Source organism: Hymenobacter persicinus (assembly GCF_004167665.1).
Taxonomy (GTDB): domain Bacteria; phylum Bacteroidota; class Bacteroidia; order Cytophagales; family Hymenobacteraceae; genus Hymenobacter; species Hymenobacter persicinus.
This window is the reverse complement of record NZ_SEWE01000004.1, coordinates 116,418-133,865: the sequence shown is the minus strand read 5'-3', so window position 1 is coordinate 133,865 and position 17,448 is coordinate 116,418. Positions and strand designations below refer to the sequence as shown.

Here is a 17,448-nt window from a genome sequence, read left to right as displayed (position 1 = left end):
CCGGCAGGATTGCCGGGGCAACGTGGCCGGCCGTACCACTGAGAAGCCCCCAACCACTCAGAACCGGCTCCGCGCGGCGGGAGTGACCAGACGTTTGGGCAGCAGCTGCCCGAGCCAGGCATGGCGTTGGCGCTTACGAGCCTTGTAGAGCTTGTAGTTGGGGCGATGCACGTATACCCGACCCTTCATTTTGGCGCGCACGTAGGCCGTCGGGCGGGCCGCCTCCGCGGAGGACGTTGCGCCGGCTACAAGCAGCAATACGCAAAACAGCAGCAGCACTTTACTCATGGCAAAACAAGGTTGGTACCCTTGTCAAACAGTTTGGGCCGCGAAAAAATTGCCTGCCGCCGGCGGTTCGGCTTACTTCCCGCTCGGGTTAGCGGGTTGGCTCGCGGCCGGCGCCCTCAAACTGCCGTCGTGGTTTGCGAAACCGGCCCCAATACCGCATTTTTAGGCAATGGAGGAACTACAGGCACTGCTGGATACTGCCGCCCTTTCCGTCTTTTACGACCCACTCAATCACTGGCTCTACGTCGAGTGGAAGGGAATCCATACCGAAGAATCCGCGCAGTCGGGCGGCACCCAGATCCTGCGCTGCCTGCAACAGTGCCCCTGCGACAAGGTTTTGAGCGACAATACCCAGGTAACCTCTAACTGGGAAAAAGCTGCCCAGTGGGTGGGCGAATATTACTACGAGCAGCTCGCGCAGCGCGGCGTGCAGTATGTGGCCTGGGTGTATCCGGCCCACTGGGCGGTGCGCAACTCGATGGACACGGCCATGAAGTTTATCACCCGCCCCCAGGTCGTCACCTTTGATGATCTGGCCAGCGCCTACAGCTGGCTGCAGCAGATTGGCTAAGCTTAGCCTGCGGGCATAGTCAGCTGGATAACCGATACGAGGCAGGCTCGGTCCAGGCGCGGCCGGGCGTGGGGATGGGCACTCAGGTAGCAGTCGGCCACGTAGGCGGCAGATAGGGCCGTGCCCAGACTTTTCCAGGTTGTCCGCAACAGCTCCATTCGCCAGGGAATCGGGCTTATGGCCGCGGTGATGGCAATCAGCAGGCGGTCGGCGGTCCGCTCCACATGGGCACGCACAGGTACATTGACGTTTAGCATGGCTCGGCACGTAAAAACCTCTGCTCGTACCTACGCAGCGCCCCACCTCAGCGGATTGCTCCCCGACACAGTTGGCTATGGCGCTGTACCTCAAACGGGCGCACCAACAAAAAACCCCTTGTAAATACTTGATTTACAAGGGGTTTTACAAGCAATGAGCCTCCTGCCGGGATCGAACCAGCGACCTACTGATTACAAGTCAGTTGCTCTACCAGCTGAGCTAAGGAGGCGAATTGGTGGTGCAAAATTACTCATCCCGCCCAAATCTGCAATTCCTGCCGGACTATATTTTATCGGGTGGCGGCCCCAAGGTTAGATAGAAACTGCTTTTAACACGTCCCAGTGCCGCTGGTAAAGCCAGGTTTTCCCTGACCACAAGCCTCTTGGATTGCTGCCAACCCATACCGGAGTAAGTATAAAAAAAGGCCCCGGAGCGGAGCCTTTTTTTATACTGGTCTACAGAACGAGCTTAGCTGCGCACGATTTTCAGCTGGCGCTTCAGGCCCTCGATGCGGGATTTGGCCTCATCTATGCGGCCCTGATACTCTTCGCGCAGCTGGCTGGCATTCTTCGAGCGGGCAAAGAACTCCAAGTTGGTTTGCAGGGTGGCAATGTCATTTTCCAGCTCGTTGATATCCCGGCGCAGGGCTTGCTCCTTTTTGTAGAGAGCCTGCTGGGAGTCGGCGCTGGACTTGAGACGTTCCACCTGCAGCTGAAACAGCAGGTCGGTGCGCTCGGCGTAGGTGAGGCCGGGCACCGAATCCAGGTATTTGCCCATCAGCGCCTGGAATTTCTCCTCCGCCCGTTCCGAGGCACCCCGAGCCCCACCGGCGGCGCTGTCGAAGGCGCGCCAGTCGGCCACGTGCTGCTGGAAGCCGGCCAGGGTGCCGGGCTCATCTGCCGTAAGGGCCGCCACGGCCTCCGCTACCCGGTCGAGGTGGGTAGCTTGCTCCTGCGACACCTGCTGGGCCTGCTGCACGCGCTGCTTAGCTTCCTCATTTTTACGTTCGAAGAAGGAGTCGCAGGCGGTGCGGAAGCGGTTCCAGACCTTGTCCGACTGCTTTTCGGGCACCCGGCCGATGAGCTTCCACTCCTTTTGCAAACGGATTACAATCTCGCGGCCTTCCTCCCAATTGGGATTGGCCAGCGCCGCTTCGGCCTGTTCGCAGAGGTCGAGCTTGCGCTTCAGGTTGGCATTCTTCTCCTCATCCAGAGACTTGAAGAATTGATTTTTGCGCTGAAAGAAGCCTTTGTAGGCGCCCCAAAACTGCTTGTTGAGTTGCTCGGCTTTGTCGCGGGGCACGAGGCCGGCGGCATCCCATTCCTCCTTGAGCTTTTGCAGCTCGTCGGTTTTGGCCCGCCACTCGTTCACGCGCTCCGTCTGGAACTCGGCGTAGGGCTTGATCTGCTCCAGAATAGCCGTTTTACGGGTCAGATTAGCCGTTTCCTGGGCCGTGCGGGCATTCAGGAATTCCTTCTTACGGTCGTGAATCTTCTCCGAAGCGGCCAGGAAACGGTTCCAGATGGGGTCACGCTGCTCGTTGGGCACGGGGCCCACGTGCTTCCAGTCCTCGTGGAGCTGGCGCAGCTCCTGCAGGGCCTTGTTGATGCTGGGCTGCTCTACCAGGGTCTCGGCCCGAACCACGAGGGCCTCCTTGGCTTCGAGGTTGCGCCGGCGGTCCAGCTCTTTCATCTCGAAGAACAGCCCGCGGTTGTTGTAGTACATGTCCAGCAGAGCGTGGTAGCTGTTCCACAGTTCCTGGGCATCTTTCTGCGGGACGGGGCCAGTGGCTTTCCAGTCGGTTTGCAGGGCTTTGATGCGTACCGAACTGTCCTTGGTTTCGGCTGACTCAATGAGCTGGCGCAGCTGGGACAGCAGGTACTGCTTATGAGCCAGGTTTTTGCCACGTTGCTCGTCTTCGGCCTTCGCGTCGCGGGCCCGGCTTTCGCGGAACTCTTGCAGGGCTTTGGTCAGTTCGGCGTGGCCTTCGGGGCCGTTATAGGCAAAATCGTCGCTTTCGCCCCCCTGCTCGGTGAAGCGCTGGCGGGCGGCCGTGCGCTCGGTGCCAAGCGCGGTTTCGTACTGGCGGTAGAGGTCGAAGATCTGCTTACGGTTCTGGCGAGCATCGGCGCGGCGCAGCAGCGTGAGCAAGTAGGCCACTTGGCTGGACAGGTCAAGGTGAGCGAAATCCGGGGCGGGAGTTTCGGGCACGTACTCTTCTTCCTCTTCCGACGGCGGCAGCGCTTCGGCTTCGGCGGCGGCTTCTGTGGCCGAGGCGTTGGCCGAAGTCGGCAGCGACGCTACGCCCATCGGCGCGGTGTCCAGGTCTTCGGCGGAAGCCAGCGGGAATACGGCGGCAGGCTCAACGCCGGCGGGCTGGGACGGCTCGGCCGCTTCCGTTTCGGCAGCAGTGGACTCGGTAGCGGATTCCGCTTCGGCCGGGGTTGGGGTGCCAACTTCAGCCGCGGGCTGGGCTGCTACTTCGGCGGCGTGGGCACTTTCCACACCGGGGTTCTGGCTACCGTAGTGGCTCTCGGCCCGGGCCAGCGGCTCCGAGGCAACCGGCTCGGCGGCGGGCAGGGGCTCCGCAGCGGGCGTGGCGTCGGCAGGAGCTTCGGCCGTGCCGGCACCAGCGGGCTCGCCGGCGGCGACGGCCGCGCCCTGGGCGGGGCGTTCCGTAATTTCGTCGGTGGTAGTCGAGGCCACAGCCGCTTCGGGGGCCGCGGGAGTGTCCGCCGCGGAGGCAGCGGGAGCCGATCCGGCGTTCTGGCGGGCCTGAATCTCAGCCAGGCGGCGCTCGAAGATGCTCATGGGCGACTCCTCCGGCTGCTGGCTGGACTGGTTCGGGGCGGCGTTATCGTTTTCGGGTAGCATAAGTCAGGGAGAAAGGCCGGACGGAACCGGCAGTGGAGGCGCGAAGGCGAAAGGCAGAGTTAGTTGAGGCGGGGGTCCGTGGGATAGTTGGACAGCACGCGGAAGCGCCCTCCTTTTTCGCGCAGAATGGCGCGCCAGAAGGCATCATTATCCAAAGTAAATACTTTCCCGGCAGCATTAGGATGCACTATCCAAACATTTTCCTTGACTTCCTCCCCCAGCTGACCCGCCGTCCAGCCCGAATAGCCCACGTACAGGCGTACTTCGTCGGGGCCCAGCTCGCCGCTGAGCAGCAGGCCGAGCAGCACGCCAAAGTCACCGCCCCAGTACACGTCCTGCCCCAAGCTGACGGCGTTGGGAAGGTCGGCGCGGTGGTGCAGGTAGTGCAGCGTGTCGGGCTGCACGGGGCCGCCCAGGCCCAGGGGCAGGGCGGCGGCCGGGGAAGCGTCGCCGCCGGGCAGTTCGAGCACGTCGCCCAAGCGCAGGGTGGAGTCCCGGTTTAGCACCAAGCCAAAAGAGCCTTCCTCCTCGGTATGACGGCACAGCAGCACTACCGTGCGCTCGAAGTTGGGGTCGCCCAGAAAGGGTTGGGATATCAGTAAACTACCGTCGCGGAGCCGGGGCATAAGCGGAAGAGCAAAGGATGAGGGAATGCGGGGGCGCCGGGAGCCGGCCCGCGGCCCGGGCGGGGCCAGCCTGATAACAAGCACCGGCCCGGCTGGGTTGTCGGCACTGCGCTTGCCCTATCCTTACGTTCGGCAATAAGCGTTGGGTTCCCGACCTTGCCCCAATATGTTACCTTGCAGCCCGAAACGCTCCGCCCCGGCGGATTTACGCCCGTCTTCTTTCCCGGTACTGCCGAATGACTGACCAACAACTGGCCGACCTGCGCCAGACCTACGCCCAGCGCACCCTCTCGGAAGCCGACGTGCTGCCCGCGGCCGTGCCCCAGTTCCGGGCCTGGCTCGACGAAGCCCTGGCCGCCCGCCTCGACGAGCCCGCGGCCATGACGCTGGCCACGGTGGACGCCGCCGGCCAGCCCTCGGCCCGCATTGTGCTGCTCAAGGGCCTGCCCGACGACGCGGGCTTTTTGTTTTACACCAACTACCACAGCCGCAAGGGCCACGACCTGGCGGCCCACCCGCTGGCGGCCCTCACCTTTTTCTGGCCCGGCCTGGAGCGGCAGGTGCGGGTGGAAGGCCGGGTGGAAAAGGCGCCCGCGCAGCTCTCGACCGAGTATTTCCAGAGCCGGCCCCGGAGCAGCCAGGTCGGGGCCTGGGCCTCACCCCAGAGTCAGCCCATCGGCAGCCGCCAGGAACTTGAGCAGCTCGAGCACGCCGTGGAAGCGCGTTTCGCGGGTCAGGAGCCCCTGCCCCGCCCCGCGCACTGGGGTGGCTACATCCTGCGGCCCCACCGGGTGGAGTTCTGGCAGGGTCGCCCCAGCCGCCTGCACGACCGGATTGTGTACGAGTGGCAGGACAACACCTGGCACCTGACCCGCCTGGCCCCCTGACGGTGAAATAGTGGGATGGTGAAGTTGTGCTGCCTGCGCGACTACCCCGTACACTAATTCGCTACATCCCTGAATCCCTATCTCACTACTTCACTATTTCACAGTTTGGCTGAAATTCAACCCGTGCGGGGCTGGCGCTACAATGCCGAGCTCAGCGCCCAGATCGATGAGTACGTGTCGCCGCTGTTCGACGTGGTGTCGGCCAAGCAGCGGGAGGCCCTCTACCGCAACCCGTTGAACAGCATTCATCTCTCCGTGCCCCGGGGCGAGGATGCGGCCGGCGCAGCCCTGGTCCGGCTCACGCAGTGGCAGCAGTCGGGGGTGCTGCGCCAGGACGAGCTGCCCGGGATTTACGCCTACTACCAGTATTTCCGGCTGCCGGGCAGCCCCCGCGAGTATTGCCGCAAGGGCTTTATGTGCCACATCCGGGCCTACGACTGGAGCGAAAACGTGGTGCTGCGCCACGAAAACACCCTGCCCGCCGCCGTCAACGACCGGGCCGAGCTGCTGGCCCGCACCCAGTTTCAGACCAGCGCCACCCACGGCCTGTACCGCGACGACGCCTTCGAGCTGGAGCGCTACCTCGATGAGGCCATTCAGGACCCGCTCTACCAGACCGAGGAAGACTACCAGGGTGCCCGCGACGTGCTGGCCGTGATTCAGGATGCGGCCATTATCCGGCGGTTTCAGCAGATTCTGGCGAGCCGGGAGGTGATTCTGGCCGACGGCCACCACCGCTACGAAGGCTCCCTGGCCTACCGGCAGGCCCGCCTGGCCGCCGACCCCGCGGCCACCGGGCAGGAGCCCTGGAACTTCCACCTGATGTATCTGACCAACGCGGCCGCCGACGATCTGCGCATTCTGCCCACCCACCGCCTGCTGCTCGAACTGCCCAACGACCTGGCGGACGCGGACTTTCTGGCCCGGCTGGAGCCCTACTTTACCGTGGTGCCCAAGGACGACGCCTACGACCTGCCCGAGCTGATTGCCGGCAAGCCCTGGGCCTTCGGGCTCTACTTAAGCGGGCAGGCCTACAAGCTGCGGCTGCGGCCCGAGGTGCACGAGCAGCTCAACTGGGACACGACGGCCGAGGTCAAGGCCCTGGATCTGACGGTGCTGCACTTCTTCGTGCTCGAAAAGGTGCTCGGCATCGTGGGACCCGACGCCCAGCGGACCTGGCCCGGGGTGGCCTACGTGCGCAACTTCTCCGAGTGCCTGACCCGCGTGGACCGCGGCGAGGCCCGCGCCGCCCTCATCGTGAATGAGGTGAGTATGGAGGAAGTGGAGCGCGTGTGCCACTCCGGGGCCGTGATGCCACCCAAGTCCACGTTCTTCTACCCCAAAACCATCGGCGGATTCTTGTTCACTTCCATCCGCGACGACGAAAACGCTCATGCCTTCCACACCCCCTTCACTGCGCCTGGTCCTGGCCTCTAACTCGCCGCGCCGCCGGCAGCTGCTCACCGATTTGGGCCTGAGCTACGAAATTCGTTTGCGGGAAGTGGCTGAGGACTACCCGGCCCACCTGCGCCGGGCCGAGGTGGCCGAGTACCTAGCCGCTCACAAAGCCGAGGCCTACCGCGCCGATCTGGCCCCCGACGAGGTGCTGCTCACGGCCGACACCATCGTGTGCCTCGACGACGACGTGCTCAATAAGCCCGCCGATGAGGCCGAGGCCCGGGCCATGCTCACCCGCCTGCAGGGCCGGGCTCACGAGGTATACACCGGCGTGTGCCTGCTCGGCGGCGACGGGCAGCGCACGGTGTTTTCGGACCAGACCCGGGTGCACTTCCGCCCGCTGTCGGCGGCCGAAATCGAGTTTTACGTGCGCACCTACCAGCCCCTGGACAAAGCCGGCGCCTACGGGGCCCAGGACTGGATTGGGATGGTGGCCGTGACCAAGCTCGAAGGCTCCTATTTTAACGTGATGGGCCTGCCCGTGCACCGGGTGTGGGCGGAACTGACCCGGCTGGGCTTCCGTTCGGAGTAGCTGCTTTCCTCCCACCCGCTTCGGCGCCTTTCTTGCCCATGCTGCACAGCTTTCTGTACGCCCCTTTCTCCGACCCCGCCCGGCAGGCCCAGTTCGACGCCGTACAGACCGCCCTGGAGGACGCAGAAGAGTCGGGTACCGCCGTGCTGCTGGGCAACCTGACCATTGGCACCACCCGGCTGGACGCGCTGCTGGTGCGCCCCCGTAGCCTGACGGTAGTGGAGTTGGTGCCCGATGGCGGGCAGCTCACGGCGCATCCGGTGTCGGGCGCCTGGCAGCTCAACGGGCAGTCCGGCCCCGCCACGGCAGCTCTGGACCAAGCCCTGAGCCTATTTTCGCGGCGGCAGGCGGCCGTGGCGGATTGGCTTTCCACCCAGCTTGGCACCCGGGTGGCGCCGGCCGGGGTGACGGGCCTGGCCCTTTTTACCGCCCCCACCACGTTCGGGCCGACGGTGGCAGCGCACCTGCATTCCCGCCTCGGCACCCAACCGTTTCTGCTGCTGGACTCCGCCCCCGGGCTGCCGGCGCAGCTTTCCCGGATGGCCCACCCGGAGCTAACGTTGCCCGAAGCCGCCCTGCAGGCCTGGGTGCGGGAATTAGCCGGGGACGATGAGGCCGAAGAAACCGAAAACACGTTGCCGACGGGCTTCTGGGAGCAGAAAGCCCGGCAGCTCTGGCGCTGGCTAGGGGCCGAGGACAGTCCCCACGACGCGCCCTACGGCGGCTACCCGCCCGCGCCGGATGCGGTGGCTATCAGTCAGCAGGAAAAAGCCCGACTGGAGCAGATCCGCCAGCAGGTCCGGGCCGAGTTGAGCGAGCAAAGCCAGGTGGCCGCCACCCGGGAGGCCGAGCGGGAACAAACCATTGCCGAGCTCCAGGCCCGCCTGGCTCAGGCGCCGGCCGTGGCAGCCGAAGCCGCCGCCCTGCAGGCTCGCTTGGCCGCGGAAGCCCGGGAAAAGGCGGCGTTGGCCGAAGCCGTACGGGCCGCCCGGGCCGAGGCCGCGGCGCAGAACCAGCGCCTGGATGCCCGCATCGAGCAGCTCACCCAACAGATCCGGCAGTTGCAGACTGCGCCCGCGCCGGGGGTCGGGCAGAGTGCCGGGCCCGTTCCAACCCCGCCGTTGCGCCCCCCGGTGAGCCGTACCGCGCCGCGCCGGCCGGCCTCGCGGGCCCAGTGGCACCTGCAATGGTCCCGGGTAGCTATTGTGGCCGCCGTGCTGGGCTGGTCCGGGGCGGCCGTCTGGGGCATCACCCACCTGACCCGGCAGTTTTGGCCCGCGCCCGCCCCGACCCGTTCGGCCAGGGTTGCTCCGCGCGCCCACTCATCGGCAGGGCAAGAAGCCGCGAAAGCCGGGGCCGATGAACTGGCTGCTGACTCCGCAGTGGACGAGGCCAGCATTCCGGCCGCCGACGCCGACCAGGACTCGGTGGAACCAGCCCCACGTCCCGCACCCGAAGTCCGGGACTCCTCGCAGGTGCTGGCCCCCGTGCAGGAGCCGGACCTCGACGAGGCCGGCCGGTAGCGGGCCGCAGCGCGGGTCTTAGCTGAACAACGTCAGCAGCTCGGCCGCCGATAATGACTTGAGCACGGCCGTGTCGGTGCGAATCAGATCCGAGGCCAGCTCCTGCTTGCCGGCCTGGAGCTCCTGGATTTTTTCCTCCACCGTATCGGGGCAAATCAGGCGCACGGCCACCACGGGCTTGGTCTGGCCCAGGCGGTGGCTGCGGTCAATGGCCTGGTTTTCCACCGCCGGGTTCCACCACGGGTCCACGAGGTACACGTAGTCGGCTTCGGTCAGATTCAGGCCCGTGCCCCCGGCTTTAAGCGAAATCAAGAACACGCGCGCCGTCGGATCCTGCTGGAAGGCCTCGACCGTGGCGGCGCGGATTTTCGACTGGCCCGTGAGCGTGAGCGTGGCAATACCCCGCGCGGTGAGGGCCGCGTGCACGAGCTTGAGCATGCCCACAAACTGCGAAAAGACCAGAATCTTGTGCTCGGGGGCCTTGTCCTCGATTTCGTGCACAAGCCGGTGCAGCTTGGCCGAAGCCGTGCCGTAGAACCGCTCGTCGTTGAGCAGCGCCGGGGAGTTGCAGATCTGGCGCAGCTTGGTCAGGCCCTGCAGAATGTGCAGGCGCTGCTGGGGCAACTCCTCGGGCTCCTTCCCCATGAGCCATTCGCGGTACTGCTTCCGGAAACGCTCGTACACCTGCCGCTGCTCCTCGCCCATGTCGCAGTACACCACCATCTCGGTTTTAGCGGGCAGCTCGGCGGCCACCTGCTGCTTGGTGCGGCGCAGCACAAAGGGCCGGATCCGGGCCAGCAGCGCCCGCGCGTGCGGGGTCGACTTAAACTTGTCGATGGGCGTGGCAAACTGAGTTTTGAAGTGCTGCTGGGTGCCCAGCAGACCCGGGCAGGCAAAGGAAAGCTGCCCGTAGAGGTCGTAGGTGTTATTTTCGATGGGCGTGCCAGTCAGCACCAGCCGGTTGCGGGCCTGGAGCTGCCGCACGGCGTGGTAACGCTGGGAAGCCGGGTTCTTGATGGCCTGGGACTCATCGAGAATAACGTAGTTGAACGGGTAGCTTTTCAGAAAACCGACGTCGGTGAGCAGCGTGCCGTAGGTGGTCAGCACCACGTCGTGGTTGGCGAAGGCGCCGCTGCTGCGGGGCCGGTCGGGGCCGTGGACCACCAGCAGGCGCAGTGCGGGCGCAAACCGGGCGGCCTCGGCCTGCCAGTTGAACACGAGCGAAGTCGGTACCACCACTAGGCTCACGGCCCCGGGACGGCGCTGGCGCTGCAGCAGCAGCAAGGCCAGCACGGTGATGGTCTTACCCAGGCCCATGTCGTCGGCCAGGCAGCCCCCGAAGCCGAACTGGTCCAGAAAGCAAAGCCAGTCCAGGCCGTGCTGCTGGTAGGGCCGCAGCGTGCCGCGCAGCTCCGCGGGCGGGGCCACCGGCTCGATGCCGGCAAAGTCGGTCAGCTGGGCCTGGTACTCGGCGAGCTGGGCCCGGGTTTCGGGCGTCAGAAACTCGGGCTCGTAGTCGGCCGCCACGGTGGCGAAGCTGATTTTTGGGGTCCGGAGCCGCTCCCCGACCAGCTCCCCAGCCGAGAAGTAGCGGGCAAAGCGGTCCAGCCAGTGCTGGGGCAGAATGCCGCGGGTACCGTCGCCCAGGGTCACGTAGCGGCTTTTGTTGCGCAGGGCCTTGTGCAGGCTGGCCAGGGGCACTTTCTGCGGCCCGAAGCGCACGTGCAGCTCGGTGTCGAACCAGTTGGCCTCGGTACCCACGCGCACCGTCACACGGGCCTTGTGGGGGGTGTAGAGGTTGTTTTTCAGCTCCCGGAAGCCCAGCACCGTGATGCCCTGCTGCTGCCAGGTCTCGAAGGCCTCTAAAAACCACTCTTCCTCCAGAAACTGCCGCCGCGACAGGCTGAATGCCTCCCGGTGGAGCTGCTCGGCAAAGTCGGGGTGCTGCCGGGTGAGCAGGGCCGTGAAGGCGACTTCCGCCGTTTCGTCGCGGGGCAGGGCGAAGGGCTTGCGCGTGCGCGCATCGGTCAGGTAAACCGGCTGGCGCGCGAGCACCGGCACTTCCACGCTGCCGTAGCGCATCACCGGCACCAGGTCCACGTAGTCGCCGGAGTCCGATAAGTAGAGCAGCTTTTCGGGGGCCTGAGTTACGCCGTGGGCCGTGAGCTGGGCCGGCGTGGCCGGCGCCAGTCCGACGTAGGTCACCGGCACGTCGGGGGCCAGGGGCGCGAGGATGGCGTGCTGAAACGCCGCAAACTGGGAGTGGTGGAGCACCAGCGGCCCGGGGCGGTCCTTGAAAAAAGCCAGCACCCGCCGCACCGCCGGCCGCTCGACCAGATACCAGACGTTGTCCAGGGCCAGAAAGGCGGCGAATTTCAGCGGCAACGCCTCGGGCGCGTAGGTGGCGCCGTTGAGCTGCACCCGGGCCACCACCTCGTGAAACGCTGCCCGCTCCGTTACTTCCAGGCTCACTTCCACCGGGCCGGGCCGCAACCCCAGCGGGCGCAGGCCAGGCGCCGTGGTGCGGTCCGACAACGCCTCCGGGCTCCAAAACACCGCCAGTCCCAGCGGATTTTCCACCACGGCCCGCAGGGCGGCGTGGTCGACGGGCGGGTTTCGCTCCCCGTGGGGCTGCTGCAGGCGCGACACGGCCGCGTAAAACCGGCTTTCGGCCAGGTTGGGGCTGGCCAGGGCCGCATCCAGGGGCGGTACCCCGGTCAGCGGGTTTTTGGGCTTGCCAGCCGCCGTCAGCGGAGCATCAAACAGGTGCACGGTCAGGTGGCCGTAGTACTTGTGGGGGCCCAGCACTAGAATGCGCCGGGTAGCGGCGGCAGAGGCTGCGGTCGGCGTAGTCGGGCGCGGCGGCAGCAGGACTTCGGTAAGCTGCTGCTGGGCGGCGGGTGTGAAAGCCAGCAGACCCGCCTGCCGGGGCACCAAGCTCAGCTGCTGGTCGGCGTAGCGCACACTGAAATGCGCCGCCGGGTCAACTTCGCCTTCCAGCCCATAGGCACGGGCCTCCCGCCGCAGCCGGGTCTGGCGCAGGTCAGTGTCGAAGAAAATCCGCAGCTCGGTCCGGCGTAGCAGGGCCAGCAGTACCTGGGCCTGGTGCCCGCAGAGCCGGCCCCGCAGAGCCGGGCACCCGCAGCGCACCGTCAGCCCCGGCGCGGGAGTCTGGGTCTGGGTCACGGTCACGGGCACCGACCACCCGGGAGCTGCCACCGTGAATTCCCCCGCATCCTCGGTTAGCGCCACGACCTGCACGGCCGCCCCGTCCTGGTCGGCCAGGGTTGAATAATCCAGGCAGTGCGCGGCCACGAGCGTTTCCGTCAGGTCGGGTAGCAGCAGATGGGCAAATACGTACGCGTGGGGCGCGGAAAGCATACGAGACGCAGAAACGGAAGAAAGGCTGAACGGCGGGCCCTACCGGATTTTCTACCGTCGCGCCGCCCTGGTCCGGCAAAAATACCCGCTAAATCCCGGTTGTAGTTGCAGTGGCTACCAGACAAAGCCCGGAAGCCGGTGCTGGCCGGCGGAGCCAGCCTTGCCGGTTATACCAAAACAGCCCGCCGAAAGAATCAGCGGGCTGTTTTTACGTGGGAGTAAGCAGGAATCTGGATGGCAGGCCAGCTGCTTAATACGGCTTGGCGTCGTGGGCAACTTGCTCGGCCTGCTTCACGGCCTGGGCGCTCTTGGCTTCGTTGGCCTGGGTACCCCCGGCCTGGCCGCTGCGGGCCTGCTGGAGGCCGTCGGCCAGACGCTTACCCCAGTCCGGGTCGCAGTTGGTGCAGAGCTCCACCATTTTGTCGCTCACGGTGCGGTTGGCGCTGGCCAGAGCGCCGACCATGTTGTTGATCAAATCATCCCGCTCCCAGTCCTCGTGCAGGCGGTACCGTTCGCCGGCCTGCTTGAAGTTGTTCTGCCGGTCGATGGTCTGGCGCAGCAGGCGGCCCGAGTACTCGGGGGTATGGTCGGGGGCCGAGCGGGGCGCTTCCTTCAGGCCGTTCAGGGAGCTGGGCTCGTAGTTGGTGTGCAGGTTCTGGCCCGGGGCCGAATCCACGTGGTAGGCCATCTGCCCGTCGCGCTGATTGGTGGCCACGTGCTTTTTGGGCGCGTTGATGGGCAGCTGCAGGTAGTTGGTGCCCACGCGGTAGCGCTGGGTGTCCGAGTACGAGAACGTGCGCCCCTGCAGCATTTTGTCGTCCGAAAAGTCGAGGCCGTCGACCAGCACGCCCGTGCCGAAGGCCGACTGCTCCACTTCGGCAAAGTAGTTTTCGGGGTTTTTATTGAGTGTCATCTTGCCCACGGGCAGGTGGGGAAACTGGTCTTCGGGCCAGATCTTGGTGTCGTCGAGCGGGTCGAAGTCGAGCTCGGGGTGCTCATCGTCGCTCATGATCTGCACCCGCAGCTCCCACTCCGGAAAGTCGCCCTTGGCAATGTGGTCGAACAGGTCCTGGGTGGCGTGGTTGAAGTTTTTGGCCTGGATGGCCTCGGCCTCGGGCTGGGTCAGGTTTTTAACGCCCTGCAGCGGCTCCCAGTGGTACTTGACCAGCACGGCCTCGCCGGCCTGGTTCACCCACTTATAGGTGTTCACGCCCGAACCCTGCATCTGCCGGTAGTTGGCCGGAATGCCCCAGGGCGAAAACAGAAACGACACCATGTGCATGGCCTCGGGGGTGTTGGAAATAAAGTCAAAAATCCGCTCCCCGGTCTGGCGGTTGTGCACCGGGTCGGGCTTCTGGGAGTGAATCAGATCCGGGAACTTCATGGCGTCGCGGATGAAGAAAACCTTCAGGTTGTTGCCCACCAAGTCCCAGTTGCCGTCCTCGGTGTAGAACTTCACGGCGAAGCCGCGGGGGTCGCGCAGGGTCTCGGGCGAGTGGCCGCCGTGGCCCACGGTGCTGAAGCGCACGAAGACGGGCGTTTGCTTGCCGGCCGTGTTAAAGAGCTTGGCCCGGGTGTATTTGGCAATGGGCTCGTCGCCGACTTTGCCGTAGGCTTCGAACACGCCGTGGGCGCCGGCGCCGCGGGCGTGCACCACCCGTTCGGGTACCCGTTCCCGGTCGAAATGGCTGATTTTTTCCAGGAACTGGTAGTTTTCCAGCGTGGCCGGCCCGCGGTTGCCCACGGTACGCAGGTTCTGGTTGTTGGTCAGCGGGTGGCCCTGGCGGGTGGTCAGGGTCTGGGCATCTTCGCCGGCGGCCGTGCGCCCATCGTGGGAGGTGCCGGCCCCGGTGACGGCCGTGCCGGTACCATTGCCGCTGGTGCCGTTGGCGCCATTAGTGGCCCCGGCAGCGTTGAGGTGTTGTGGGTCGTTTTGCATTCGCGTTCAGGATAGTGGTTGGCTACTTTAAACTACAAATAACTCGGCCAATGTTCACCGGCGGCCATTATTTTGCACATTTCAACTCCCCAAGCCGGCTGCCCTAGGCCAGGCGCTTGAGCAGTTCCTGCTGCTGGGTAAGCCAGTCGTTGAGCGTGCTGCCCTCGGCGGCCTGGGCCCGCAGCTCCGAGTCCTGGGCCACGGCCGTCACGGCCTGGGTGGCCAGCTCCTGCAGCTCCTCCAGGTCGCTGATATCCAGCTGCTGCAGCTGCTGGAGCAACCCCGCGGGAAAGCCCGCGAAAGGCTGCCCGGCCAGCGCGGCCACGATTTCGGCCGCCGCCATGGCCGGCCCCGCCACTTCCGCTTCCAGGTACTCCTGATCCTCGGCGGCGTCGGCGGCCGGGGCCAGGGCTTCGAGCAGGGCTACTTCGCCCGGGGCCTCGGTGAAATCAGCCAGGAAGTCGGCCGCGGAATCGTCGTCAAAGTTGCTGTTGCCCAGAGTGCTCATGATGGATGGGTTGGTGTACAAAAAGAAAGTAGGACTTGCTATACGGCGCGCAGGCGGCGGCGGGGCAGTAAAGGCCGGCGCGGCGAAGTTATTTGCCGCCCGCGCTAGGGCCGCGGGCGCGCAGGGGTTATCTTTACTGTTTTCCAGCCGCAACCGTTTTGCCCGTGCGAAGACTTTTAAAGCGCTTGCCCAAATCCGATACCCTGAGCCAGCAGATCCAGCAGGAGCTGCGCCAGCAGCTGCAGGCCGTCGGTTCGCTGTCGGACAGCTGCCAGGAGATTGTGACCGAGCAGCTCACGGCCTGTTTGCCGCTGCTGCTGAGTCTGCAGCCCACCCGCGTCAGCGGCTGGCAGGACAAGCTCTACCACGGAGCCCACCTGATTATCGACTTCCGCAACGACTGCCAGCTAACCGTGGCCGAGTACTGCCCGGCCAAGGATGCCGCCCCGGACGCGGCCGACACGCGCATCTTCATTCACCGGCGCGGCACGCTGCAGTCGTATTTGGCCTGTCACCACACCAAGCTGGAAGCCGCGTTGCAGCGCACCCTGCCCACATTAGCAGCCGGTCTGGCGGCCATGTCGTAGCAGTAACGCTGACTTAGTGCCCGCGGGCCAGCAGGGCAATGCCGGCCACAATCAGCAGCAAGCCCAGCCCCTGGGGCAGCGTGAGCGACTCGCGCAGGATGACCAGGCCCAGCACCGCCGTCAGCAGCACCGAGCCGCCCACAATCACCGGCGTGCCCACCGACGAAGGCACGCCCCGGCTGAAGACCACGAAGGTCAGAATCTCGGCCAGCCCCACGCCCAGGCCCGCCAGCGCGGCCAGCACCAGGCCTTTGGTGGTAATGGGCAGCGGCTGCCCCTCCCACTTGAGCTTGAGCAGCCACAGCGCGCCCAGCAGGGCGGCCACCAGCTGGAGCACCACCGCGCCCACGGCGGCCGGGAGCTGGTCGGCAGCCAGCTTGATGAAAAAGTTGTAGAGCGCCAGGCACAGGGCCGTGAGCAGGGCGAGCAGAATCCAGGGCATCGTAAGACCAGCTTTACCGCTTGATAAGAATCGGGGCCGACTCCACCCGGGTCTTCTTATCTCCTTCCGGGTTGTAGAGGACGGCCACAAACCGGGCCTGTACCGGACCGTGGCGCAGCGTAGGCGCAGTTGCCTTGTTGATGTAGGCATTGTAGCTCACCGCAACGGGGTGCCCGGGCAGTATCTTTCTGATTCGGCCCGTCCGCTTGGTCGTGTACGATAGTGGGGTATTCGATACTACATCCATATCCAACGGCAGCCATTGGCTGTCCAGACGCCACTCCATCCTGACGACGTATTCGAGCGGCTGAGCCGTCTGGTTGGTTAGCCGCACCTGGATGGCTTGCGGCGGCGCATAGGCGGCCTTATCGGTCACAACAGCGACGGGTGCTTTTGGGGCAGTTTGGAAGCCCAGCAACAAGCTTAAGCAAACCACTCCAAACCCGCTTCGGTACAGATTTCTCATCTAAACTTCTCCTTCAGAATCTCCAGCTCCACGGCCGGGGAAATCTTTTCGTAGAGGATGTGGTAGGCGGCCGTGGCAATGGGCATGGGCACCTTGAGCTCCTTGTTGAGCTCGTAGATGCTCTTGACGGCGTAGTAGCCCTCGGCCACCATGTTCATCTCCATCTGCGCCGACTTCACCGAGTACCCCCGCCCGATCATGCTGCCGAAAGTGCGGTTGCGCGAAAACTGCGAGTAGGCCGTCACCAGCAAGTCACCCAGGTAGGCCGAGGCCGATAGGTCGCGAGGCTGGGGGTTCAGGGCGTGCACGAAGCGGCGCATTTCCTGCACCGCGTTGCTGACCAGCACGGCCTGGAAATTGTCGCCGTAGCCCAGGCCGTGGGCAATGCCGCAGGTCAGGGCAATGATGTTCTTCATCACGGCGCAGTACTCAATACCGTCGAGGTCGGCCATGGGGTGGGCCTTTACGTAGCGGTTGCGCAGCAGCTGGCTGAAGTCCTCGGCCAGCTGGTGGTCCACGGAGCCGATGGTCAGGTAGCTTTGCTTTTCCAGGGCCACTTCCTCGGCGTGGCAGGGCCCGGCCACAATGCCCAGGCTGGCCACGGGCAGGCGGAACCGCTCGGCCACGTAGTCGGTCACGAGCAGGTTTTTGCCCGGAATCATGCCCTTAATGGCCGAAATAATGCGCTTGTTTTTCAGCGCGTCCCGGTCGAGCTTGTCCAGGGCATCCTTGACGAAGGCGGCGGGCACGGCCAGCACCAGCCAGTCGGCTTCCTTGACCACTTCCTCCAGGTCGGTGGAAGGAAACACGCGGGTCAGGTCGAAGGCCACCGACGAGAGGTAGCGGCGGTTGTGGCGGGTGCTGCGCAGGTGCTGCACGTCGTCTTTGCTGCGCTGCCACCAGCCCACGCGGGCCCCGTTTTCCGACAGTATCTTGGTCAGCGCGGTGGCCCAGGAGCCGCCGCCAATCATGGCTATTTTTTCCACTGTGTAGTTCTGGCTAGGGTCTGGGCGGGCGAAACAAGGCTCTCCAGCCGCTCAAATGTGCAAAGTTTCCTGACAGAAAAGCCCTTGACGGGCGCTTACGTCAAGGGCTTTTCGGCCGGTTC

General features: G+C 65.2%; 16 protein-coding genes and 1 tRNA gene. 6 read left to right on the top strand and 11 right to left on the bottom strand.

What is annotated here, in order from left to right:
* Positions 1–57: 57 nt before the first annotated feature.
* The gene (locus tag EWM57_RS03270; protein WP_129919700.1) at positions 58–288 is read right to left on the bottom strand and encodes a hypothetical protein; all 231 of its coding nucleotides are present in this window, start codon (positions 286–288) and stop codon (positions 58–60) included.
* 169 nt (positions 289–457) lie between these two features.
* On the opposite strand from EWM57_RS03270, the gene EWM57_RS03265 reads away from it, so the two are divergent.
* Complete coding sequence (locus tag EWM57_RS03265; protein WP_129919699.1) at positions 458–859, top strand: STAS/SEC14 domain-containing protein; 402 nt, start codon at positions 458–460, stop codon at positions 857–859.
* 2 nt (positions 860–861) lie between these two features.
* Here EWM57_RS03265 and EWM57_RS03260 read toward each other — a convergent pair whose 3' ends face one another.
* The 4 genes from EWM57_RS03260 to EWM57_RS03245 form a co-directional block, all read right to left on the bottom strand.
* Positions 862–1,116, bottom strand: coding sequence for a hypothetical protein (locus EWM57_RS03260; RefSeq protein ID WP_129919698.1), 255 nt, complete (start codon positions 1,114–1,116; stop codon positions 862–864).
* Between the two features lie 157 nt (positions 1,117–1,273).
* Positions 1,274–1,346 (bottom strand) — tRNA-Thr (locus EWM57_RS03255).
* 239 nt (positions 1,347–1,585) lie between these two features.
* A complete protein-coding gene (locus EWM57_RS03250; protein WP_129919697.1) occupies positions 1,586–3,991 on the bottom strand; it encodes a DUF349 domain-containing protein in 2,406 nt (801 codons plus the stop codon).
* Between the two features lie 59 nt (positions 3,992–4,050).
* Positions 4,051–4,617: a YqgE/AlgH family protein gene (locus tag EWM57_RS03245; RefSeq protein WP_129919696.1), complete on the bottom strand. Its 567-nt coding sequence runs from the start codon at positions 4,615–4,617 to the stop codon at positions 4,051–4,053.
* A 236-nt stretch (positions 4,618–4,853) separates the two neighbouring features.
* On the opposite strand from EWM57_RS03245, the gene pdxH reads away from it, so the two are divergent.
* The 4 genes from pdxH (at position 4,854) to EWM57_RS03225 (ending at position 9,017) form a co-directional block, all read left to right on the top strand.
* On the top strand, positions 4,854–5,504 hold the full coding sequence (gene pdxH, locus EWM57_RS03240) for a pyridoxamine 5'-phosphate oxidase (RefSeq protein ID WP_129919695.1): 651 nt from the start codon (positions 4,854–4,856) through the stop codon (positions 5,502–5,504).
* Positions 5,505–5,609: 105 nt separating this feature from the next.
* Complete coding sequence (locus EWM57_RS03235) at positions 5,610–6,941, top strand: DUF1015 domain-containing protein (RefSeq protein WP_129919694.1); 1,332 nt, start codon at positions 5,610–5,612, stop codon at positions 6,939–6,941.
* Entirely contained in the window at positions 6,898–7,494 is a 597-nt protein-coding gene (locus EWM57_RS03230; protein ID WP_129919693.1) for a Maf family nucleotide pyrophosphatase, read from the top strand. The genes EWM57_RS03235 and EWM57_RS03230 overlap by 44 nt, the downstream gene beginning before the upstream one ends.
* Positions 7,495–7,532: 38 nt before the next feature.
* Positions 7,533–9,017, top strand: a complete 1,485-nt coding sequence (locus EWM57_RS03225) for a hypothetical protein (protein ID WP_129919692.1) — start codon at positions 7,533–7,535, stop codon at positions 9,015–9,017.
* 18 nt (positions 9,018–9,035) lie between these two features.
* On the opposite strand, the gene EWM57_RS03220 is transcribed toward EWM57_RS03225, so the two are convergent.
* From EWM57_RS03220 to EWM57_RS03210, 3 genes are all read right to left on the bottom strand, one after another.
* Complete coding sequence (locus EWM57_RS03220) at positions 9,036–12,398, bottom strand: DEAD/DEAH box helicase (protein ID WP_129919691.1); 3,363 nt, start codon at positions 12,396–12,398, stop codon at positions 9,036–9,038.
* 250 nt (positions 12,399–12,648) lie between these two features.
* Entirely contained in the window at positions 12,649–14,337 is a 1,689-nt protein-coding gene (locus EWM57_RS03215) for a catalase (RefSeq protein ID WP_129919690.1), read from the bottom strand.
* 103 nt (positions 14,338–14,440) lie between these two features.
* The gene (locus tag EWM57_RS03210) at positions 14,441–14,845 is read right to left on the bottom strand and encodes a DUF4259 domain-containing protein (RefSeq protein ID WP_129919689.1); all 405 of its coding nucleotides are present in this window, start codon (positions 14,843–14,845) and stop codon (positions 14,441–14,443) included.
* A gap of 185 nt (positions 14,846–15,030) precedes the next feature.
* Between EWM57_RS03210 and EWM57_RS03205 the strand changes: the two genes are divergently transcribed.
* Entirely contained in the window at positions 15,031–15,432 is a 402-nt protein-coding gene (locus EWM57_RS03205) for a hypothetical protein (RefSeq protein WP_129919688.1), read from the top strand.
* Between the two features lie 13 nt (positions 15,433–15,445).
* On the opposite strand, the gene EWM57_RS03200 is transcribed toward EWM57_RS03205, so the two are convergent.
* Genes EWM57_RS03200 through EWM57_RS03190 form a run of 3 tightly spaced genes read right to left on the bottom strand, consistent with a single transcriptional unit; the run spans position 15,446 to position 17,326 of the window.
* The gene (locus tag EWM57_RS03200) at positions 15,446–15,874 is read right to left on the bottom strand and encodes an EamA family transporter (protein WP_129919687.1); all 429 of its coding nucleotides are present in this window, start codon (positions 15,872–15,874) and stop codon (positions 15,446–15,448) included.
* 13 nt (positions 15,875–15,887) lie between these two features.
* A complete protein-coding gene (locus tag EWM57_RS03195; protein WP_165370394.1) occupies positions 15,888–16,292 on the bottom strand; it encodes a hypothetical protein in 405 nt (134 codons plus the stop codon).
* 44 nt (positions 16,293–16,336) lie between these two features.
* Entirely contained in the window at positions 16,337–17,326 is a 990-nt protein-coding gene (locus EWM57_RS03190; protein ID WP_129919685.1) for an NAD(P)H-dependent glycerol-3-phosphate dehydrogenase, read from the bottom strand.
* Between the last annotated feature and the right edge of the window lie 122 nt (positions 17,327–17,448).

Excerpts from the sequence above, each read along its gene's own strand:
- EWM57_RS03270 (WP_129919700.1), bottom strand. The coding sequence starts at position 288 with ATGAGTAAAGTGCTGCTGCTGTTTTGCGTATTGCTGCTTGTAGCCGGC.
- EWM57_RS03265 (WP_129919699.1), top strand. The coding sequence starts at position 458 with ATGGAGGAACTACAGGCACTGCTGGATACTGCCGCCCTTTCCGTCTTT.
- EWM57_RS03260 (WP_129919698.1), bottom strand. The coding sequence starts at position 1,116 with ATGCTAAACGTCAATGTACCTGTGCGTGCCCATGTGGAGCGGACCGCC.
- EWM57_RS03250 (WP_129919697.1), bottom strand. The coding sequence starts at position 3,991 with ATGCTACCCGAAAACGATAACGCCGCCCCGAACCAGTCCAGCCAGCAG.
- EWM57_RS03245 (WP_129919696.1), bottom strand. The coding sequence starts at position 4,617 with ATGCCCCGGCTCCGCGACGGTAGTTTACTGATATCCCAACCCTTTCTG.
- pdxH (WP_129919695.1), top strand. The coding sequence starts at position 4,854 with ATGACTGACCAACAACTGGCCGACCTGCGCCAGACCTACGCCCAGCGC.
- EWM57_RS03230 (WP_129919693.1), top strand. The coding sequence starts at position 6,898 with ATGCCTTCCACACCCCCTTCACTGCGCCTGGTCCTGGCCTCTAACTCG.
- EWM57_RS03225 (WP_129919692.1), top strand. The coding sequence starts at position 7,533 with ATGCTGCACAGCTTTCTGTACGCCCCTTTCTCCGACCCCGCCCGGCAG.
- EWM57_RS03220 (WP_129919691.1), bottom strand. The coding sequence starts at position 12,398 with ATGCTTTCCGCGCCCCACGCGTACGTATTTGCCCATCTGCTGCTACCC.
- EWM57_RS03215 (WP_129919690.1), bottom strand. The coding sequence starts at position 14,337 with ATGCAAAACGACCCACAACACCTCAACGCTGCCGGGGCCACTAATGGC.
- EWM57_RS03210 (WP_129919689.1), bottom strand. The coding sequence starts at position 14,845 with ATGAGCACTCTGGGCAACAGCAACTTTGACGACGATTCCGCGGCCGAC.
- EWM57_RS03200 (WP_129919687.1), bottom strand. The coding sequence starts at position 15,874 with ATGCCCTGGATTCTGCTCGCCCTGCTCACGGCCCTGTGCCTGGCGCTC.